The 13,256-nt window shown below is 73.0% G+C and carries 16 protein-coding genes; 5 read left to right on the top strand and 11 right to left on the bottom strand.

What is annotated here, in order from left to right:
• Nucleotides 1–419: 419 nt before the first annotated feature.
• Nucleotides 420–965 (top strand): type II toxin-antitoxin system PemK/MazF family toxin, encoded by a 546-nt coding sequence (locus AB0B39_RS00765; RefSeq protein ID WP_357573151.1) that lies wholly within the window; start codon nucleotides 420–422, stop codon nucleotides 963–965.
• Between the two features lie 160 nt (nucleotides 966–1,125).
• Here AB0B39_RS00765 and AB0B39_RS00770 read toward each other — a convergent pair whose 3' ends face one another.
• From AB0B39_RS00770 to AB0B39_RS00800, 7 genes are all read right to left on the bottom strand, one after another.
• Nucleotides 1,126–2,136 carry an ADP-ribosylglycohydrolase family protein gene (locus AB0B39_RS00770; RefSeq protein ID WP_357573757.1) on the bottom strand — a complete coding sequence of 337 codons (1,011 nt, stop codon included), beginning with the start codon at nucleotides 2,134–2,136 and terminating at the stop codon, nucleotides 1,126–1,128.
• 30 nt (nucleotides 2,137–2,166) lie between these two features.
• Entirely contained in the window at nucleotides 2,167–2,538 is a 372-nt protein-coding gene (locus tag AB0B39_RS00775) for a VOC family protein (protein WP_357573152.1), read from the bottom strand.
• A 37-nt stretch (nucleotides 2,539–2,575) separates the two neighbouring features.
• On the bottom strand, nucleotides 2,576–3,580 hold the full coding sequence (locus tag AB0B39_RS00780; protein ID WP_357573153.1) for a methionine synthase: 1,005 nt from the start codon (nucleotides 3,578–3,580) through the stop codon (nucleotides 2,576–2,578).
• Between the two features lie 60 nt (nucleotides 3,581–3,640).
• Nucleotides 3,641–4,714, bottom strand: coding sequence for a tRNA 2-thiouridine(34) synthase MnmA (gene mnmA, locus AB0B39_RS00785; protein WP_357494150.1), 1,074 nt, complete (start codon nucleotides 4,712–4,714; stop codon nucleotides 3,641–3,643).
• Nucleotides 4,715–4,888: 174 nt separating this feature from the next.
• Nucleotides 4,889–6,064, bottom strand: a complete 1,176-nt coding sequence (locus AB0B39_RS00790; RefSeq protein WP_357494148.1) for a cysteine desulfurase family protein — start codon at nucleotides 6,062–6,064, stop codon at nucleotides 4,889–4,891.
• 108 nt (nucleotides 6,065–6,172) lie between these two features.
• A complete protein-coding gene (locus AB0B39_RS00795; protein WP_357573154.1) occupies nucleotides 6,173–6,832 on the bottom strand; it encodes a class F sortase in 660 nt (219 codons plus the stop codon).
• Nucleotides 6,829–7,659: a DUF4397 domain-containing protein gene (locus AB0B39_RS00800; protein ID WP_357494144.1), complete on the bottom strand. Its 831-nt coding sequence runs from the start codon at nucleotides 7,657–7,659 to the stop codon at nucleotides 6,829–6,831. The genes AB0B39_RS00795 and AB0B39_RS00800 overlap by 4 nt, the downstream gene beginning before the upstream one ends.
• A gap of 230 nt (nucleotides 7,660–7,889) precedes the next feature.
• Here AB0B39_RS00800 and AB0B39_RS00805 point away from each other — a divergent pair, with 230 nt between their 5' ends.
• Together AB0B39_RS00805 and AB0B39_RS00810 are read left to right on the top strand one after the other, a co-directional pair.
• Nucleotides 7,890–8,492: a sigma-70 family RNA polymerase sigma factor gene (locus AB0B39_RS00805; protein ID WP_357573155.1), complete on the top strand. Its 603-nt coding sequence runs from the start codon at nucleotides 7,890–7,892 to the stop codon at nucleotides 8,490–8,492.
• On the top strand, nucleotides 8,446–9,264 hold the full coding sequence (locus tag AB0B39_RS00810; RefSeq protein ID WP_357494142.1) for an anti-sigma factor: 819 nt from the start codon (nucleotides 8,446–8,448) through the stop codon (nucleotides 9,262–9,264). The genes AB0B39_RS00805 and AB0B39_RS00810 overlap by 47 nt, the downstream gene beginning before the upstream one ends.
• Nucleotides 9,265–9,359: 95 nt before the next feature.
• Here AB0B39_RS00810 and AB0B39_RS00815 read toward each other — a convergent pair whose 3' ends face one another.
• From AB0B39_RS00815 to AB0B39_RS00830, 4 genes are all read right to left on the bottom strand, one after another.
• Nucleotides 9,360–10,319: an electron transfer flavoprotein subunit alpha/FixB family protein gene (locus tag AB0B39_RS00815; RefSeq protein WP_234581336.1), complete on the bottom strand. Its 960-nt coding sequence runs from the start codon at nucleotides 10,317–10,319 to the stop codon at nucleotides 9,360–9,362.
• Nucleotides 10,320–10,334: 15 nt separating this feature from the next.
• Entirely contained in the window at nucleotides 10,335–11,114 is a 780-nt protein-coding gene (locus tag AB0B39_RS00820; protein ID WP_344357351.1) for an electron transfer flavoprotein subunit beta/FixA family protein, read from the bottom strand.
• 187 nt (nucleotides 11,115–11,301) lie between these two features.
• On the bottom strand, nucleotides 11,302–11,715 hold the full coding sequence (locus AB0B39_RS00825; protein ID WP_354855213.1) for a hypothetical protein: 414 nt from the start codon (nucleotides 11,713–11,715) through the stop codon (nucleotides 11,302–11,304).
• Nucleotides 11,712–12,509, bottom strand: a complete 798-nt coding sequence (locus AB0B39_RS00830; protein ID WP_234581340.1) for a GNAT family N-acetyltransferase — start codon at nucleotides 12,507–12,509, stop codon at nucleotides 11,712–11,714. The genes AB0B39_RS00825 and AB0B39_RS00830 overlap by 4 nt, the downstream gene beginning before the upstream one ends.
• A gap of 42 nt (nucleotides 12,510–12,551) precedes the next feature.
• On the opposite strand from AB0B39_RS00830, the gene AB0B39_RS00835 reads away from it, so the two are divergent.
• Both AB0B39_RS00835 and AB0B39_RS00840 read left to right on the top strand, forming a co-directional pair.
• Complete coding sequence (locus tag AB0B39_RS00835; protein WP_354855211.1) at nucleotides 12,552–12,944, top strand: DUF202 domain-containing protein; 393 nt, start codon at nucleotides 12,552–12,554, stop codon at nucleotides 12,942–12,944.
• The gene (locus AB0B39_RS00840) at nucleotides 12,941–13,246 is read left to right on the top strand and encodes a DUF202 domain-containing protein (protein WP_357494137.1); all 306 of its coding nucleotides are present in this window, start codon (nucleotides 12,941–12,943) and stop codon (nucleotides 13,244–13,246) included. The genes AB0B39_RS00835 and AB0B39_RS00840 overlap by 4 nt, the downstream gene beginning before the upstream one ends.
• Nucleotides 13,247–13,256 lie beyond the last annotated feature (10 nt).

The raw sequence follows: 13,256 nt of genomic DNA on the forward strand, positions 1-13,256 counted from the left end.
GACGCCCACCTGCGCCACCGGTACCACCCCGCGGCCCGGCGACGCCCCGCCCGGCGACGCCCAACCCGGCGACGCCCCGCCCAACCCGGCCACGCCCCCGGGGCGCGGCGACGCCCCACCCGTCGCCGAACGGCGATCGACGCCGGACTCGCCGGCCGTTGATCGACTCCAGGTCGCCGACCTGGGGGTGTCCGAGCGCCCTGATGCCCCCACCTCGGCGATGTGGAGTGGATCACGGGCGGCGCAGGCCGTCGGCCCGCAGTCGAGAGGGCCCGGCCGGCCGGCGCGGGCGGGAGGCCCGCAGGCGGGAAGGGTCCGGCCGGCGCGGGCGGCGGTGTCGTCGGCGGGCGGCAGGGGCGGTGACGTGCGAGGATCGCCGAACGAAGCGGCCGGCGTGCCGCCCTGACGCGGAGGTGGCGATGACCCGGGCGTTGCTCTGGGCGGCGGCGATCCTGCTGGCGGTGGCCGCCGGCTGGGCGTGGAACAGTTGGCGGCACCGGGCGAACAGCCGACGCTCGGCCGACCGACCTGGCCGCGGCGCCCCGACCCGCACGGGTGGTCGTCGTCCCGCGCCGCCGAGGCCACGCGGCACCGATCGGCCGTCCACCACGCCGCGCTCCCGCGACACCGATCGGGCGGCCGGCACTCCGGCGGCCGGCGAGATCTGGTGGGCCGACGTGCCGTACGTCGACGGCAGCGGCTCGAAGGTGCGGCCCTGCCTGGTGCTGCGTGCCGACTCCCGGGGCGCCGATGTTCTGAAGATCACCAGTCAGGACAAGAGCGACCGGGACGACCACGTCCGGATTCCCACCCGGGACTGGGATCCCGGCGCCGAGCACGACAGCTACCTGAGCCTGACCGAGCCGATCCGGATCGGCTCGGCCGACTTCGCCGACCGCGCCGGCCGTTGTGACGCCGACCTGTGGCGCAAGGTCCGCAGCCTGCGCCACCTACCCACCAGCTGACACCGGGCCACGGGCCACCGGCCACCCCGGCCGCAGGCCACCCCGGCCCCGCACCCATGATCGACTCGGATTCCAGGAACCCGGGGTGTCCGCTCGCCAGCAACACCCCGACTTCAAGGAACCCGAGTCGATCACCCCACCCCGACCCGGGGACGGTCGGTCAGTCCCAGGCCGCACCGAGGGTGGCGAGTTGGTCGGCGTACTCGATGCGGTCGGCCCATCCGGGCGGCCAGGCCGCCATCCCGGTGGCCGCGCCCACGAAGGCGCCGGCCAGGGCGGCGATCGAATCGGAGTCGCCGGCGGTGGTCGCGCCCCGGGCCAGCGCGGCGACCGGGTCGTCAACGTGGCGTACGGCGCAGAACAGCGCGGTGGCCAGTGCCTCCTCGGCCACCCAGCCCTCCCCCGTTGCCCGGCACGGGTCGCCGCCGTCGTCCGGCTCGGCGAGGGCGACGGTCAGTCGGCGCAGCGCCGCCAGGCACTCGTCCCAGCCGCGAGCGATGAAGTCCTCCGGCGTGTCGACCCCGGGGCGCCGCCAGAGATCGCCCAGCCACTCGCCGTGGTAGACGCGGCGCTGGGACCGCGCCCGTTCGGTGAGAGTCGCGGGAAGCTCCGCGAGCGTGACGCCCCCACGCAGGGCGAAGACCGCGTACGCGGTGAGGTCGCTGGCGGCCAACCCGGTCGGGTGGCCGTGGGTGAGGCCGGCCTGCAACTGGGCCAGTCCGGCCAGTGTGTCGAGGTCGGCGTCCAGCATCCCTACCGGCGTCACGCGCATGTTGGCGCCGCAGCCCTTGGAGTCGGCGATCGTCGCCTCCTGCCAGGGCAGCCCTCGGCCCAGGTCGGCGCAGGCGCGTAGGCAGGTCATCCCGGGGGCGCGGTTGTTGTCGGGGCTGACCGACCAGGCCACGAAACGCTGTCGCAGCAGCGGCTCCACCGCCTGCGGAGTGAGCGACGGCGCCTCGTGCAGCGCCCAACCCACCGCCAGCGCCATCTGGGTGTCGTCGGTGACCAGCGCCGGCTCGCCGGTCAGCTCACGCGGGCCGGTCGGGCCGTAGCGGCGTTGGATCTCGGCGACGGTCAGGAACTCGGTGGGCTTGCCCAGGGCGTCGCCGTAGGCGAGGCCGAAGAGCGAACCGGAGGCGCGCGACGGAGAGGAGTGGATCACGGCGGCCATGATGCCGGGCCGCCGCAACCCACGCCATGTTCAGTCCCAGCAGAGGCAGAACGGGTGGCCGGCCGGGTCGGCGTAGACCCGGAAGCCCTCGCCCTCGCCGGGCAGCCGCCGAGCACCGAGCGCGAGCGCCGCCTTCTCGGCGCTCTCGATGTCGTCCACCGTCACATCCAGGTGGAACTGCTGGGGGCGCTCCGGGTCCGGCCAGGCCGGCGGCCGCAGGTTGAGTGCCCGCTGGAACGCCAGGCGGGGCTGGTGCCCGGGCGGGCCGCCCAGCACCACCCACTCGTCATCGGGCTCGCCCTCGGCCTCGAACAGGGCGATGCCGAGCAGCTCGGAGTAGAACGCGGCCAGCGCCCGCGGATCGGGGCAGTCGATCACCACTGAACGTAGCTGTCCAATCATGACCGTCATCCTGCCCACGGGGTACGACAGGAAAACGTCACTCCTCGGTGAACCGGCGGCCGGCGTCCCGGCAGGCCGCGAGCACCGCCCGGGCGTACTGGGGGGTGGCTCCGGCCAGGCCGCACGCCGGGGTGACGACCACCTGCTCGGCGAGCTGCCGACGGGGAAAGCCGAGGCGGTCCCAGATCTGGCGTACCCGGTCGGCGACCTGCGCGGACGTCGGTGCGCCACCGGCCGACGGCGGCCGGGTCGGTGCGGCGCCGGCCAGCAGTCCGAGGCCCGCGTCGATGGCCTCGCCCAGCGGGTCCAGGTCGGTGACCAGGTCGAGGTCGAGGGCGACCGCGACGGCGCCGGTGGAACGGATCAGCTCCAGCGGCACCTGCGGGGCGCAGCAGTGCACCACAGTGGGTACGCCCACCGCGTCGACGACAGTGCGCAGCAGAGCGGCCGCGTTCGCTGACTCCACCGCCCGGTACGCGCCCAGCCCGCTCTCGGTGGGCACCCGACCGGCCAGCACGGTCGGCAGCGACGGCTCGTCCAGTTGCAGCAGCACCGACGCCCCGGGCAGCCGTCGGGCGACCGCCGCGACGTGCCCGCGCAGCCCTTCGGCGAGGGAGCCGGTGAGGTCGCGGACCGCGCCGGTGTCACGCAGCAGCCGGCCGCCGATCGGCAGTTCCAGCGAGGCGGCCAGGGTGAGCGGGCCGGCGGCCTGCACCTTGATCGGGCCGGCGTACCCCTCGGCCTGCTCGGCGAGCTGGTCCAGGTCGCGTTCCATCAGGTCCCGGGCCCGGCGCAGGTCGCGGCCGGGGCGGGGGGCGACCCGCCAACGCCCGGTGTACAGCTCGACGGGCAGCTCGACCAGCAGCCCGGCGCTGCGGCCGATCAGGTCGGCGCCGGGGCCACGTGCGGGCAGCTCGGGCAGGTGCGGCAGCTCGGGAAGCTCACCGAGGACGACCCGCTGGGCCTCGGCGATGTCGGTGCCGGGCAGCGAACCGATACCGGTCGCCGCGCCGGCCGGCCAGGGCCACGCCTGATCTGTCACGGCCGAAGGCTATCCCGCTGGCCGCGCCGGCCGCTCGGCGACCACGCGCCGAGGGCCCGGTCAGCCGGTGATGGTCGCGGAGCCGAGGACGATGTCGCCGGCCGGGTCCGGTCGGTACGCCACCACGGCCTGCCCGGCAGCCACACCGCGGACCGGCCGACGCAGCTCGGCGTGCAGCGTGTCGCCGTCGAGGTCGACGGTCGCCGGCACCACGTCACCGTGCGCGCGCAACTGCACCTCGCACTCGACCGGCGCGGCCGGACGGGGGCCACCGGTCCAGACCGGGCGGGTGGCCCGTACCTGGGAGACCTCCAGCGCCTCGGCCGGACCGACGGTGACCGTGTTGGTCTTGGGCGTGATGGAGAGCACGTAGCGCGGCCGGCCGTCGGGGGCGGGCCGGTCCAGGTGCAGGCCGCGACGCTGCCCCACGGTGTAGGCGTACGCGCCGGTGTGACTGCCGACCACCGCGCCGGTGCTCGCGTCGACGACGTCGCCGGGCGCCTCGCCGAGCCGACCGGCGAGGAAGCCGCGGGTGTCGCCGTCGGCGATGAAGCAGATGTCGTGGGAGTCCGGCTTGTCGGCCACCGCCAGGCCGCGCTCGGCGGCCTCCGCGCGGACCTGCGCCTTCGTCGAGTCGCCGAGCGGGAACATCGACCGGTCCAGCTGCTCGCGGGTGAGGACCGCCAGCACGTACGACTGGTCCTTGGCCACGTCGACGCTGCGGCGCAGCAGCCCGTCCGGGCCGAGCCGGGCGTGGTGGCCGGTGACCACCGCGTCGAAGCCCAGGGCCACCGCCCGGTCCAGCACCGCCGCGAACTTGATCTTCTCGTTGCAGCGCAGGCACGGATTCGGCGTACGACCTGCGGCGTACTCGGCCACGAAGTCGTCGACCACGTCCTCGTGGAAACGGTCGGCCATGTCCCACACGTAGAACGGGATGCCGATCACATCGGCGGCCCGACGGGCGTCCCGGGAGTCCTCCAGGGTGCAGCAGCCGCGCGCCCCGGTCCGGTACGTCTGCGGGTTGCGGGCCAGCGCCAGGTGCACGCCTGTCACGTCATGCCCGGCCGCCACCGCCCGCGCCGCCGCCACGGCCGAGTCAACCCCGCCCGACATCGCCGCCAGAACTCTCACCAGCAATCCCCTCCCCCACCAACCCTAACCACCAGCCCACCCAACCCCCACCCCCACGCCCAGCGCCCACGCCCCCAGCGCGTCGATCATGAAGTTGTTGTCCTGCCGATCGGCGTGTCGCGGCAACAACTTCATGATCAACGGGGGCTAGCCGCCCGGGTCTGCACCAGGGGGTTAGCGGGGGGTGCGGGGGGCTGCTGCTCGGCGGGCTCGTTCCACTGCTGCCGGGAGGGCTGCGACGAGGGCGTCGATCTCGGCCTGGGTGCTGGTGTGGCCGAGGGTGAAACGCAGGGAGGAACGGGCGCGGTCGTCGTCGGCGCCCATCGCCAGCAGGACGTGCGAGGGCTGGGCCACTCCCGCCGAGCAGGCCGAACCCGTTGAGCAGGCGATGCCCTGGGCGTCCAGCAGGAGCAGCAGGGCGTCGCCCTCGCAGCCCGGGAAGGAGAAGTGCGCGTTGCCGGGCAGCCGGTCGGTCGGATCACCGTTGTAGACCACCTCGGGCACCGCCCGACGGACCCGCTCGATCAGATCGTCGCGGAGCGCGGCGACCCGGGCCGCGTACTCCTGCTGGCCCTTCACTGCCGTCTCGACGGCGACCGCGAAGGCGACGATGCCCGCGGTGTCCAGCGTGCCGGAACGGACGTCGCGTTCCTGGCCGCCACCGTGCAGCAGCGGGACGGCCGCGACGTCCCGGCCGAGCAGCAGCGCGCCCACCCCGATCGGGCCGCCCAGCTTGTGCCCGGTGACGGTGAGCGCGGCGGCCCCGCTGGCGGCGAAGTCGACGGGCACCTGACCGACGGCCTGGATGGCGTCGGTGTGGAAGGGCACGCCGTGCTCGGCGGCGACGGCGGCCAGCTCGGCCACCGGCTGTACGGTGCCGACCTCGTTGTTGGCCCACATGGCGGTGACCAGGGCCACCCGGTCGGCATGCGCGGTCAGCTCGGCACGCAGGGTCTCCGGGTCGAGACGACCGGCGGAGTCCACCGGCAGCCAGCCGACCTCGGCTCTCTCGTGCTCGATGAGCCAGTCGACCGAATCCAGCACGGCGTGGTGCTCGACGGCGCTGGAGATCACCCGTCGGCGGTCGGGGCCGGCGCCCCGGCGGGCCCAGAAGATGCCCTTGACCGCGAGGTTGTCGCTCTCCGTACCGCCACCGGTGAAGATCACCTCGGACGGCCGGGCGCCCAGCACCGCGGCCACCCGCTCGCGCGACTCCTCGACCCGGCGACGGGCACGACGACCCGCCGCGTGCAGGGAGGACGCGTTGCCGACCTCGCGGGCGGTAGCGACGTACGCCTCCAGTGCCTCGTCGAGCATCGGAGTCGTCGCCGCGTGATCCAGGTAAGCCATCACCGTTCAGCGTACGGCCGGGTTGTCAGAGACCGGAGGGCGGAGTGGGCTCCATGCGACGGTGCCGGGGTGGGATTCCCCCACCCCGGCACCGTCGCGACCGCCCGGTCAGGCGGGCACCGCCGTGACGACGATGTTGTCGCGGTACTTGCGGGCCTTGGCGTCGAACGGCCCGCCGCAGGTGATCAGCGTCAGTCGCGGCTTGCCGTCGCGGGCGAAGTACCGCTCCAGCGGGATCTTGGTCTTGGCGTACTCCTCCCGGGCGACGACCCGGTACTCGCGCGCCTTGCCGTCGCTGCCGGTCGCGGTCAGGGTGTCGCCCTGGTCCAGCTCGCGCAGCCGGAAGAACGCCCCCTTGCCCTGCTTGGCGCTGTCCACGTGACCGGCGATGACCACCGAACCGGCGTCCGCCTCCAGGCCGGGGCCGTAGCGGTACCAGCCGATCTGATCGACGCTGGGCGGCACCTCGAACTCGTTGGTCCGCTCGTTGATGCCTACCGCGTTGACAGTGGCCGTGACGTCGATCCCGGGGATCACCAGCCGGACCGGAGGGACGATCCCGGCGCCGGCCGGCAGCTCACCGGCGGCCACCGGCACCGACGGGTCGGCGTCGGCGGCCGAGGGGGTCGCGCTGGCGGCAAGCGTGCTCGCCTCCTCGGCGCCGACGTTCCCGGCCGGCTGGGAGTTGCACGCCACCAGGGTGGCGACGGTGAGCGCGGCAACGCCGGCGGCCAGGGCCGCCAGCGCGCCGCGGTTGCGCACCGTCACTTGCGACCGGTCCGCGCGGTCGCCATCCGCACCCCACCACCGAGCAGCAGGAGTACGCCGGCACCGGCCAGCGCGTACCACCAGGTCTGCACGCCGGTGCCCGCCTGGCCACCGTCACCGCTCGGCACGCCGCCCGGGGCGGAGTGCAGGCCGGTGATCGTCTGGGCCACCACGTCGAGGTTCTTGTCCTCGGCCGAGCCGATCGCGTAGACGATCGTGGCAGTGCCCTCCTTGAGGTTGAGGTCCGCCGGGCCGATGGCCACGGTGTCGGTGCCGGCCAGCACCACGTCCGCCTTCACCGTGCCGGCGTCGACGTCGGCCTTGGCCTCCTTCGGGTTGGTCAGGCCCTTGAAGACCGGGGTGCCACCGGCACGCACGTCGACCGCCGGGGCGGCGGCGGTGTGCCGGACGATCAGCCGGGCCTTACCGGCGTCGACCTTCGAGACGTCGTTCACGAACGGCGTGATCTTCGGCTTGCCGGCGGCGTCGAGGTGGGCGGCGAGGCTGATGTTCGCCCCACCCGGCACCTCGGCGTTGTCGACCTTGAGGATCGCGCTGCCGACCGGCTCGCCCGGCTTGGTGAGGGCGATGTCGTACTCGCCCTCGGCCAGGTTCAGCGGGCCGGCCACGTCACCGGGCTTGAAGTTGTTGAGCGTCTTCTTGCCGTTGACGTAGACGTCGACAGGGGTGTCCGGGATGCCGTGCACGACGGAGACCTTCGAGGTGGCGGCGTACGCGGGGCTGGCGGTGAACGCGGCGACGCCGGCGAAGGCCAACGCGGCGACGGCGCCGCCCGCGGCGACCCGACGGAAGTACGAGAGCTGCATGTCTGCCTCCTGGTGATTGGTGCTGATTCGTCAGGCCTGGCTTGCAGAACGGGTTACGCCGGCTCCGCGACGGCTGGATGCGCCCTCGACGCGATTTCTTTTTCCGGCCACCACCGCATCCGGATCGGGTCCGACGGACGAAGAGCTGGTGAGATGACATCGACCGGGAAAGTGGGGCGGGGACTGTGGCAGCTACAGTCGGGTATGCCCCATCGAAGGCGGGACGCCTGATGACGGCGCTACCACAACAACCGGACCCACCGGTGGACGACCTCGCGCCCCGGTTTCGGTCCGGCGACGAGGTGGCGCTGCGCGAGGCGTACGACCGCTACGGCCGTGCCGTCCTCCACCTGGCCACCTCCATGCTGGCCAACCGCGCCGACGCCGAGGATGTGACGCAGGCGACGTTCGTGGCCGCCTGGCTGGGAAGGGACACCTACGATCCGGCCAAGGGGTCGTTGATCGGCTGGCTGCTCGGCATCGGCCGGCGCAAGGTGATCGACCGGATGCGGGCCACGGCGCGGGAGACCCGCGTGGTGGAGACGGTCCGGCAGTTGCCCGAGCCGGCGCAGTCGACACCGGACCCGGACCGGGTGGTGGACCGGCTGGTCATCGCGGACGAGCTGGCACGCCTGCCCGACGACCAGCGACGCATGCTGGAGCTGGCCTTCTACGACGACCTGACACACCAGCAGATAGCCACGGTGACCGGGGTGCCGCTGGGCACAGTGAAGAGTCACATCCGGCGCGGCATGGCGAGCTTGAAACGCAGATGGGAGGTGGACGGTGCAGCACCTGGAGCACGAGCGGCTGGTTTTTCTGGCGCTCGGTGAGAGCGACGCGGACAACGGGGAGAGCACCCACCTCGACACCTGCGCGCACTGCCGCGCGGAGCTGACGGCTCTGCGGCAGGTGGCCGGGCTCGGCGTGGAGACGCAGGGTCTCGGTGACCTGCCCGACCCGCCGGAGCACATCTGGCGGGGCATCGCCGCCGAGATCAGGGCGGCCGAGGCCGTACCGTCGCTGACCGAGGCCCGCCGGCAGCAGGCCGCCGAGCAGGCGACGATCGGGCAGCGGCCGGGTGGCTCGCCGACCGCGCCTGCGGCGCCGGATGTCGCGGGCCCCGGACGGGGCGGCCGGTCACGGTCGCGTCGGCGTGCCGGTTGGTCGCGCTGGGCGGCCACCGCGGTGACCGCCGTCGCGGCGGCGGCGGTCGGCGTGGTGGGCACCGTCTCGGTGCTGCGCCCGGACGATCCGGCGCCCGCTCCGACGCCCGCGGTACTGGCCAGCGCGCCCCTGGCGGCCTTCGGTTCGACGCCGAAGTCCGCCCAGGGTGACGCGCGGGTTCTGCAGAGCGGCCAACTGCATCTGCATGTGGCGAATCTCCCGCGCGTGCCGGGGTACTACGAGGTCTGGCTCATCAACCCGACGAACATGGAGATGTTCTCGATCGGCACCCTCGGTGTCGACTCGGACGCTCTGCTGCCCCTGCCTCCGAATGTCGACCTCAAGAGCTACTCGGTGGTCGACGTCTCCGCTGAGAAGTACGACAACAACACCCGCCACTCCGGCGACAGCCTGTTGAGAGGCACCCTGACGGGCTGATCAGCGGGCCGGCTCAGCTCCCCGGCCCGCTGATCAGCTCCCCACGAAAAAGTGGCCGCCCGGCGACGGGCGGCCACTTTTCGGTTCCTGCACTGTCACTTACGCTTGCGGATCTCCTCGGCGGCCTGCGGGACGATCTTGAACAGGTCGCCCACCACGCCGAAGTCGGCCAACTCGAAGATCGGTGCCTCGCCGTCCTTGTTGACGGCGACGATCGTCTTCGAGGTCTGCATGCCGGCCCGGTGCTGGATGGCGCCGGAGATGCCGAGCGCGACGTAGAGCTGCGGAGAGACCGTCTTGCCGGTCTGACCCACCTGGAACTGGTGCGGGTAGAAGCCGGAGTCGACAGCCGCACGGGACGCGCCGACGGCGCCGCCGAGCAGGTCGGCCAGCTCCTCGACCAGCTTGAAGTTGTCGGCGTTGCCGACACCCCGGCCACCGGAGACGACGACGCCGGCCTCGGTCAGCTCGGGGCGGGAGCCCTTCTGCTCGGCGACCCGCTCGACGACCTTGGCCAGCTTGTCGGTGTCGGTGACCGACACGGTCAGCTGCTCGATCGCCGGGCTCGCGGCGGCCGGGGCCGGGGTGACCGAGTTGGGCCGGACGGTGACCAGCGGCAGACCCTTGGTGACCTTGGACTTGACGATGGTGGAGCCGGCGAAGGCGACCTGGGTGGCGGTGCCGTCGGCGGCCAGGCCGACCACGTCGGTCAGGATGCCGTTGTCCAGCTTGACGGCGAGGCGGGCGGCGATCTCCTTGCCCTCCTGGGCCGAGGCCAGCAGCACGGCGGCCGGCTGCACCCGGTTGACCAGCTCGGCCAGCACGGTCGCCTTGGGGGCCACCAGGTAGCCGTCGATCTCGTCACCCTCGGCGGCGTAGATCTTCTCCGCGCCGTACTCGCCCAGCTTGGCGCTCAGCGCCTCGGCCGCGCCGGCGCCACCGAGCACCACGGCGCTCGGAGTGCCCAGCTCACGCGCGAGGGTGAGCATCTCCAGGGTGACCTTCTTGACGCCGAATTCCTTGGTGGCTTCGACGACGACGAGAACCTCAGACATGTCAGAACCCCCCTCTCACACGAACTTCTCGGTGGCGAGGAACTCGACCAGCTTGACGCCGCCCTCGCCCTCATCGGTGATCTTGGCGCCGCCGGAGCGCGGCGGGCGCTTGGTGTGCTCGACGACGGCGCTTGTCGCACCGTCGAAGCCCACCTCGGTCGGCGCGACGCCGAGGTCGGCCAGGGAGAACGTCTGCACCGGCTTCTTCTTGGCCGCCATGATGCCCTTGAACGAGGGGTAGCGCGGCTCGTTGATGGTGTCCCACACGGAGACCACGGCCGGGGTGGAGGCGGTGACGACCTCGTAGCCCTCCTCGGTCTGCCGCTCGACGGTCAGCGTGGCGCCGTCGACGGTGAGCTTGCGGGCGCCGGTGAGCGCCGCGACGCCGAGCCGCTCGGCGATCATGTGCGGCATGACCTGGACCCGGCCGTCGGTGGACTCGGCGCCGCAGATCACCAGGTCGGCGTTGAGCTGACCGAGGGCGGCGGCGAGCACCTTCGAGGTGGCCACGGCGCAGGAACCGTGCAGGGCGTCGTCCACGACGTGCACGGCCTTGTCCGGGCCCATGGAGAGCGCCTTACGGATCGACTCGGTCGCCCGGTCCGGACCCATCGTCAGGATGGTGACCTCGCCACCGTGCGCCTCCTTGATCTTCAGCGCCTCCTCGATGGCGTACTCGTCCATCTCGTTGATCACGTTGTTCGCCGAACCGCGGTCGACGGTGTTGTCGTCATTGCGCAGGTTGCGGTCCGCGCCCGAATCAGGCACCTGCTTGACGAGTACGACGATATTCATCGCGCTTCGACGACCCTCCTGTGTGGTGTTGCGATTGGCTCGCCCGGTTGGGCCGCAGCCTCGCGCGTCGGTCGACGCCAGGTCAACCGCGGGCTGCTGTGCAGTTGCCCACGGCGCAATGTTACCTGCCAGTAGGTTGCGACCACCGGGCACTCAGAGTGACACAGCTCACCGGCACCTCGTGCGGTCAGGCTGGCTCGGCCAGCGCACCCCGGATCTGGTCGATGGCGGCGGCCTCCGCCGGGGCCACCCCGTCGTGCGCGCGGGCCACCCGGTCCGCCGCGGTCAACACCACCGAGCGGTACGCCTCGACGTCGGCCGGCGACTTCTCCCGCAGGATCCGCACCGCCCGGCCGAGCGCCGGCAACACCACCGACTCGATCTCCAGCTGGGAGTCCCGGGGCAGCCGGGGCAGCGGACCGGTGGTCAGCGCCTCCTTGACCACCCCACTGGCGTCGGCCAACGCGCCGGAGGCGGCGACGCTCTCCCGGATCACGCCCAGCATCCCCGGATCGGCGTTCGAGACCAGGAAGACCGCGCCGAAGGCACCCGTCTTGAGGGTCAGGCGCTCCTCGTCCGTCAACCGCTGTTCCATGATCACGGAGTGTAGACGTACGGGGTGGTGGTGGTGACCGGGACGAGGCCGAGTCGCTCCAGGATCGGTCGGCTGTCCTCGGAACAGTCGACCTGCAGCAGCGTCCGGCCCCGCTGGTCGGCCAGCCGGGCCCGGTAGGTGACCAGCGCCCGGTAGATGCCCCGGTGCCGCCACTGCGCCAGGGTCGAGCCACCCCACAGGGTGGCGAAGCCGGTGTTCGCCGGGAAGCGCACCCAGCCGGCGCTGACCACCGTGTCGTCCACCTCCGCCACCACCACGGTGATCGAGTGCGGGTCGGCGTCGATCTCCTTGGCCAGACCCCACACGAGGTGCGAGCGGTCCTCCTGCCAGACCTCCTCCTCCATGGCGGCGATCCGCTCCAGGTCGACGCGGGCGCTCACCTCACGAAGGCGTACCCCCTCGGGGACGACGGGCAGCGCGGCGGCCAGCGGCGCGACCGGCCCGACCACGACGGTCTCCCGGTCCTCCGGCACGAAGCCGGCGGCGCGCAGCCGATCCGCCAGGTCCGCCGGTTCGTCGTGCCCGTTGAGCTTCCACTCGACCGACTGGCCGCGCTCGCGGAACAGCGCCACCTGCCGGGCGATCAGCTCGTCCAGCGCGTCGCCGGTCAACCCGCCCAGGTCGCGGTAGGTGAGGAACCCCCCGGCGTCGAGCCCGATGATCCGGACCAGCGGCCCGTCCCGCTCCACCGTCACCCCGGCCGGAACCGGGTCGGGGATCTCCGGGCGGAGCTGGTTGTCGTAGGCGGTGCGCAGCGTGGTCACATCAAGATCCGTCACCTGCTCAGGCTAAGACCCGGGGGAAGCGGATAATCTCCCAGCATGTGGGAGGTGATCAGGCGGTGGTTCGACCCGGCCGAGGCGCGGGCCGTCGGTGAGACGCCCGACTACCGGTTCTCGCTGGCCAACGAGCGGACCTTCCTGGCCTGGCTGCGCACCAGCCTGGCGCTGGTCGGTGGCGGGCTGGCCGCCGCGCAGTTCCTGCCGCAGCTGCCGATGAGCCACCTGCGGGAGGTCATCGCTGTCGCGCTGCTGCTGCTCGGCGGCGCCGTCGCGATCCGCGCGGTGGACCACTGGGCGCGTACCGAACGGGCCATCCGGCTCGGTCAGGAGCTGCCCGCCTCCCGCTTCCCCGCCGTCCTCGCCCTCGCCGTGGGCGCCGGCGCGGTGCTGCTGGTCATCGCGGTGCTGGCGCGCGCGATCGGCGGACGGTGAGCGCCGGACGCGATCCCGGGCTGCAACCGGAGCGGACCCGGCTGGCCTGGCGACGCACCCTGCTGACGCTGACCGTGGTGACCGCGCTCGCCGTCCGGTTGGCGTCCAACGGCGGCCCGTTCGGAGCGGTGGTCGCCGGTGCGGCCGTCCTGTTCTGGGGCGGCGTGCTCGTGCTCTGCTGGCCCCGCGGCACCGGCACCGGGGCCGCCCGCACCGGCGGCCGGACGTTGCCGCTGGTCGCGCTGGGCACCGTCGGGCTCGCACTGCTCGGCGTGCTGGTGACGGTTCGCGGACTGTGGTGACGGGACGCGG

The sequence above is a fragment of the Micromonospora sp. NPDC049114 genome (assembly GCF_040648635.1).
Taxonomy (GTDB): domain Bacteria; phylum Actinomycetota; class Actinomycetes; order Mycobacteriales; family Micromonosporaceae; genus Micromonospora.

What these genes read in the sequence shown, in the direction of transcription:
- AB0B39_RS00835 (WP_354855211.1), top strand. Translation starts at nt 12,552, where the DNA reads ATGTGGGAGGTGATCAGGCGGTGGTTCGACCCGGCCGAGGCGCGGGCC.
- AB0B39_RS00770 (WP_357573757.1), bottom strand. Translation starts at nt 2,136, where the DNA reads ATGGCCGCCGTGATCCACTCCTCTCCGTCGCGCGCCTCCGGTTCGCTC.
- AB0B39_RS00790 (WP_357494148.1), bottom strand. Translation starts at nt 6,064, where the DNA reads ATGGCTTACCTGGATCACGCGGCGACGACTCCGATGCTCGACGAGGCA.
- AB0B39_RS00815 (WP_234581336.1), bottom strand. Translation starts at nt 10,319, where the DNA reads ATGTCTGAGGTTCTCGTCGTCGTCGAAGCCACCAAGGAATTCGGCGTC.
- AB0B39_RS00805 (WP_357573155.1), top strand. Translation starts at nt 7,890, where the DNA reads ATGACGGCGCTACCACAACAACCGGACCCACCGGTGGACGACCTCGCG.
- AB0B39_RS00765 (WP_357573151.1), top strand. Translation starts at nt 420, where the DNA reads ATGACCCGGGCGTTGCTCTGGGCGGCGGCGATCCTGCTGGCGGTGGCC.
- AB0B39_RS00775 (WP_357573152.1), bottom strand. Translation starts at nt 2,538, where the DNA reads ATGATTGGACAGCTACGTTCAGTGGTGATCGACTGCCCCGATCCGCGG.
- AB0B39_RS00800 (WP_357494144.1), bottom strand. Translation starts at nt 7,659, where the DNA reads ATGCAGCTCTCGTACTTCCGTCGGGTCGCCGCGGGCGGCGCCGTCGCC.
- AB0B39_RS00820 (WP_344357351.1), bottom strand. Translation starts at nt 11,114, where the DNA reads ATGAATATCGTCGTACTCGTCAAGCAGGTGCCTGATTCGGGCGCGGAC.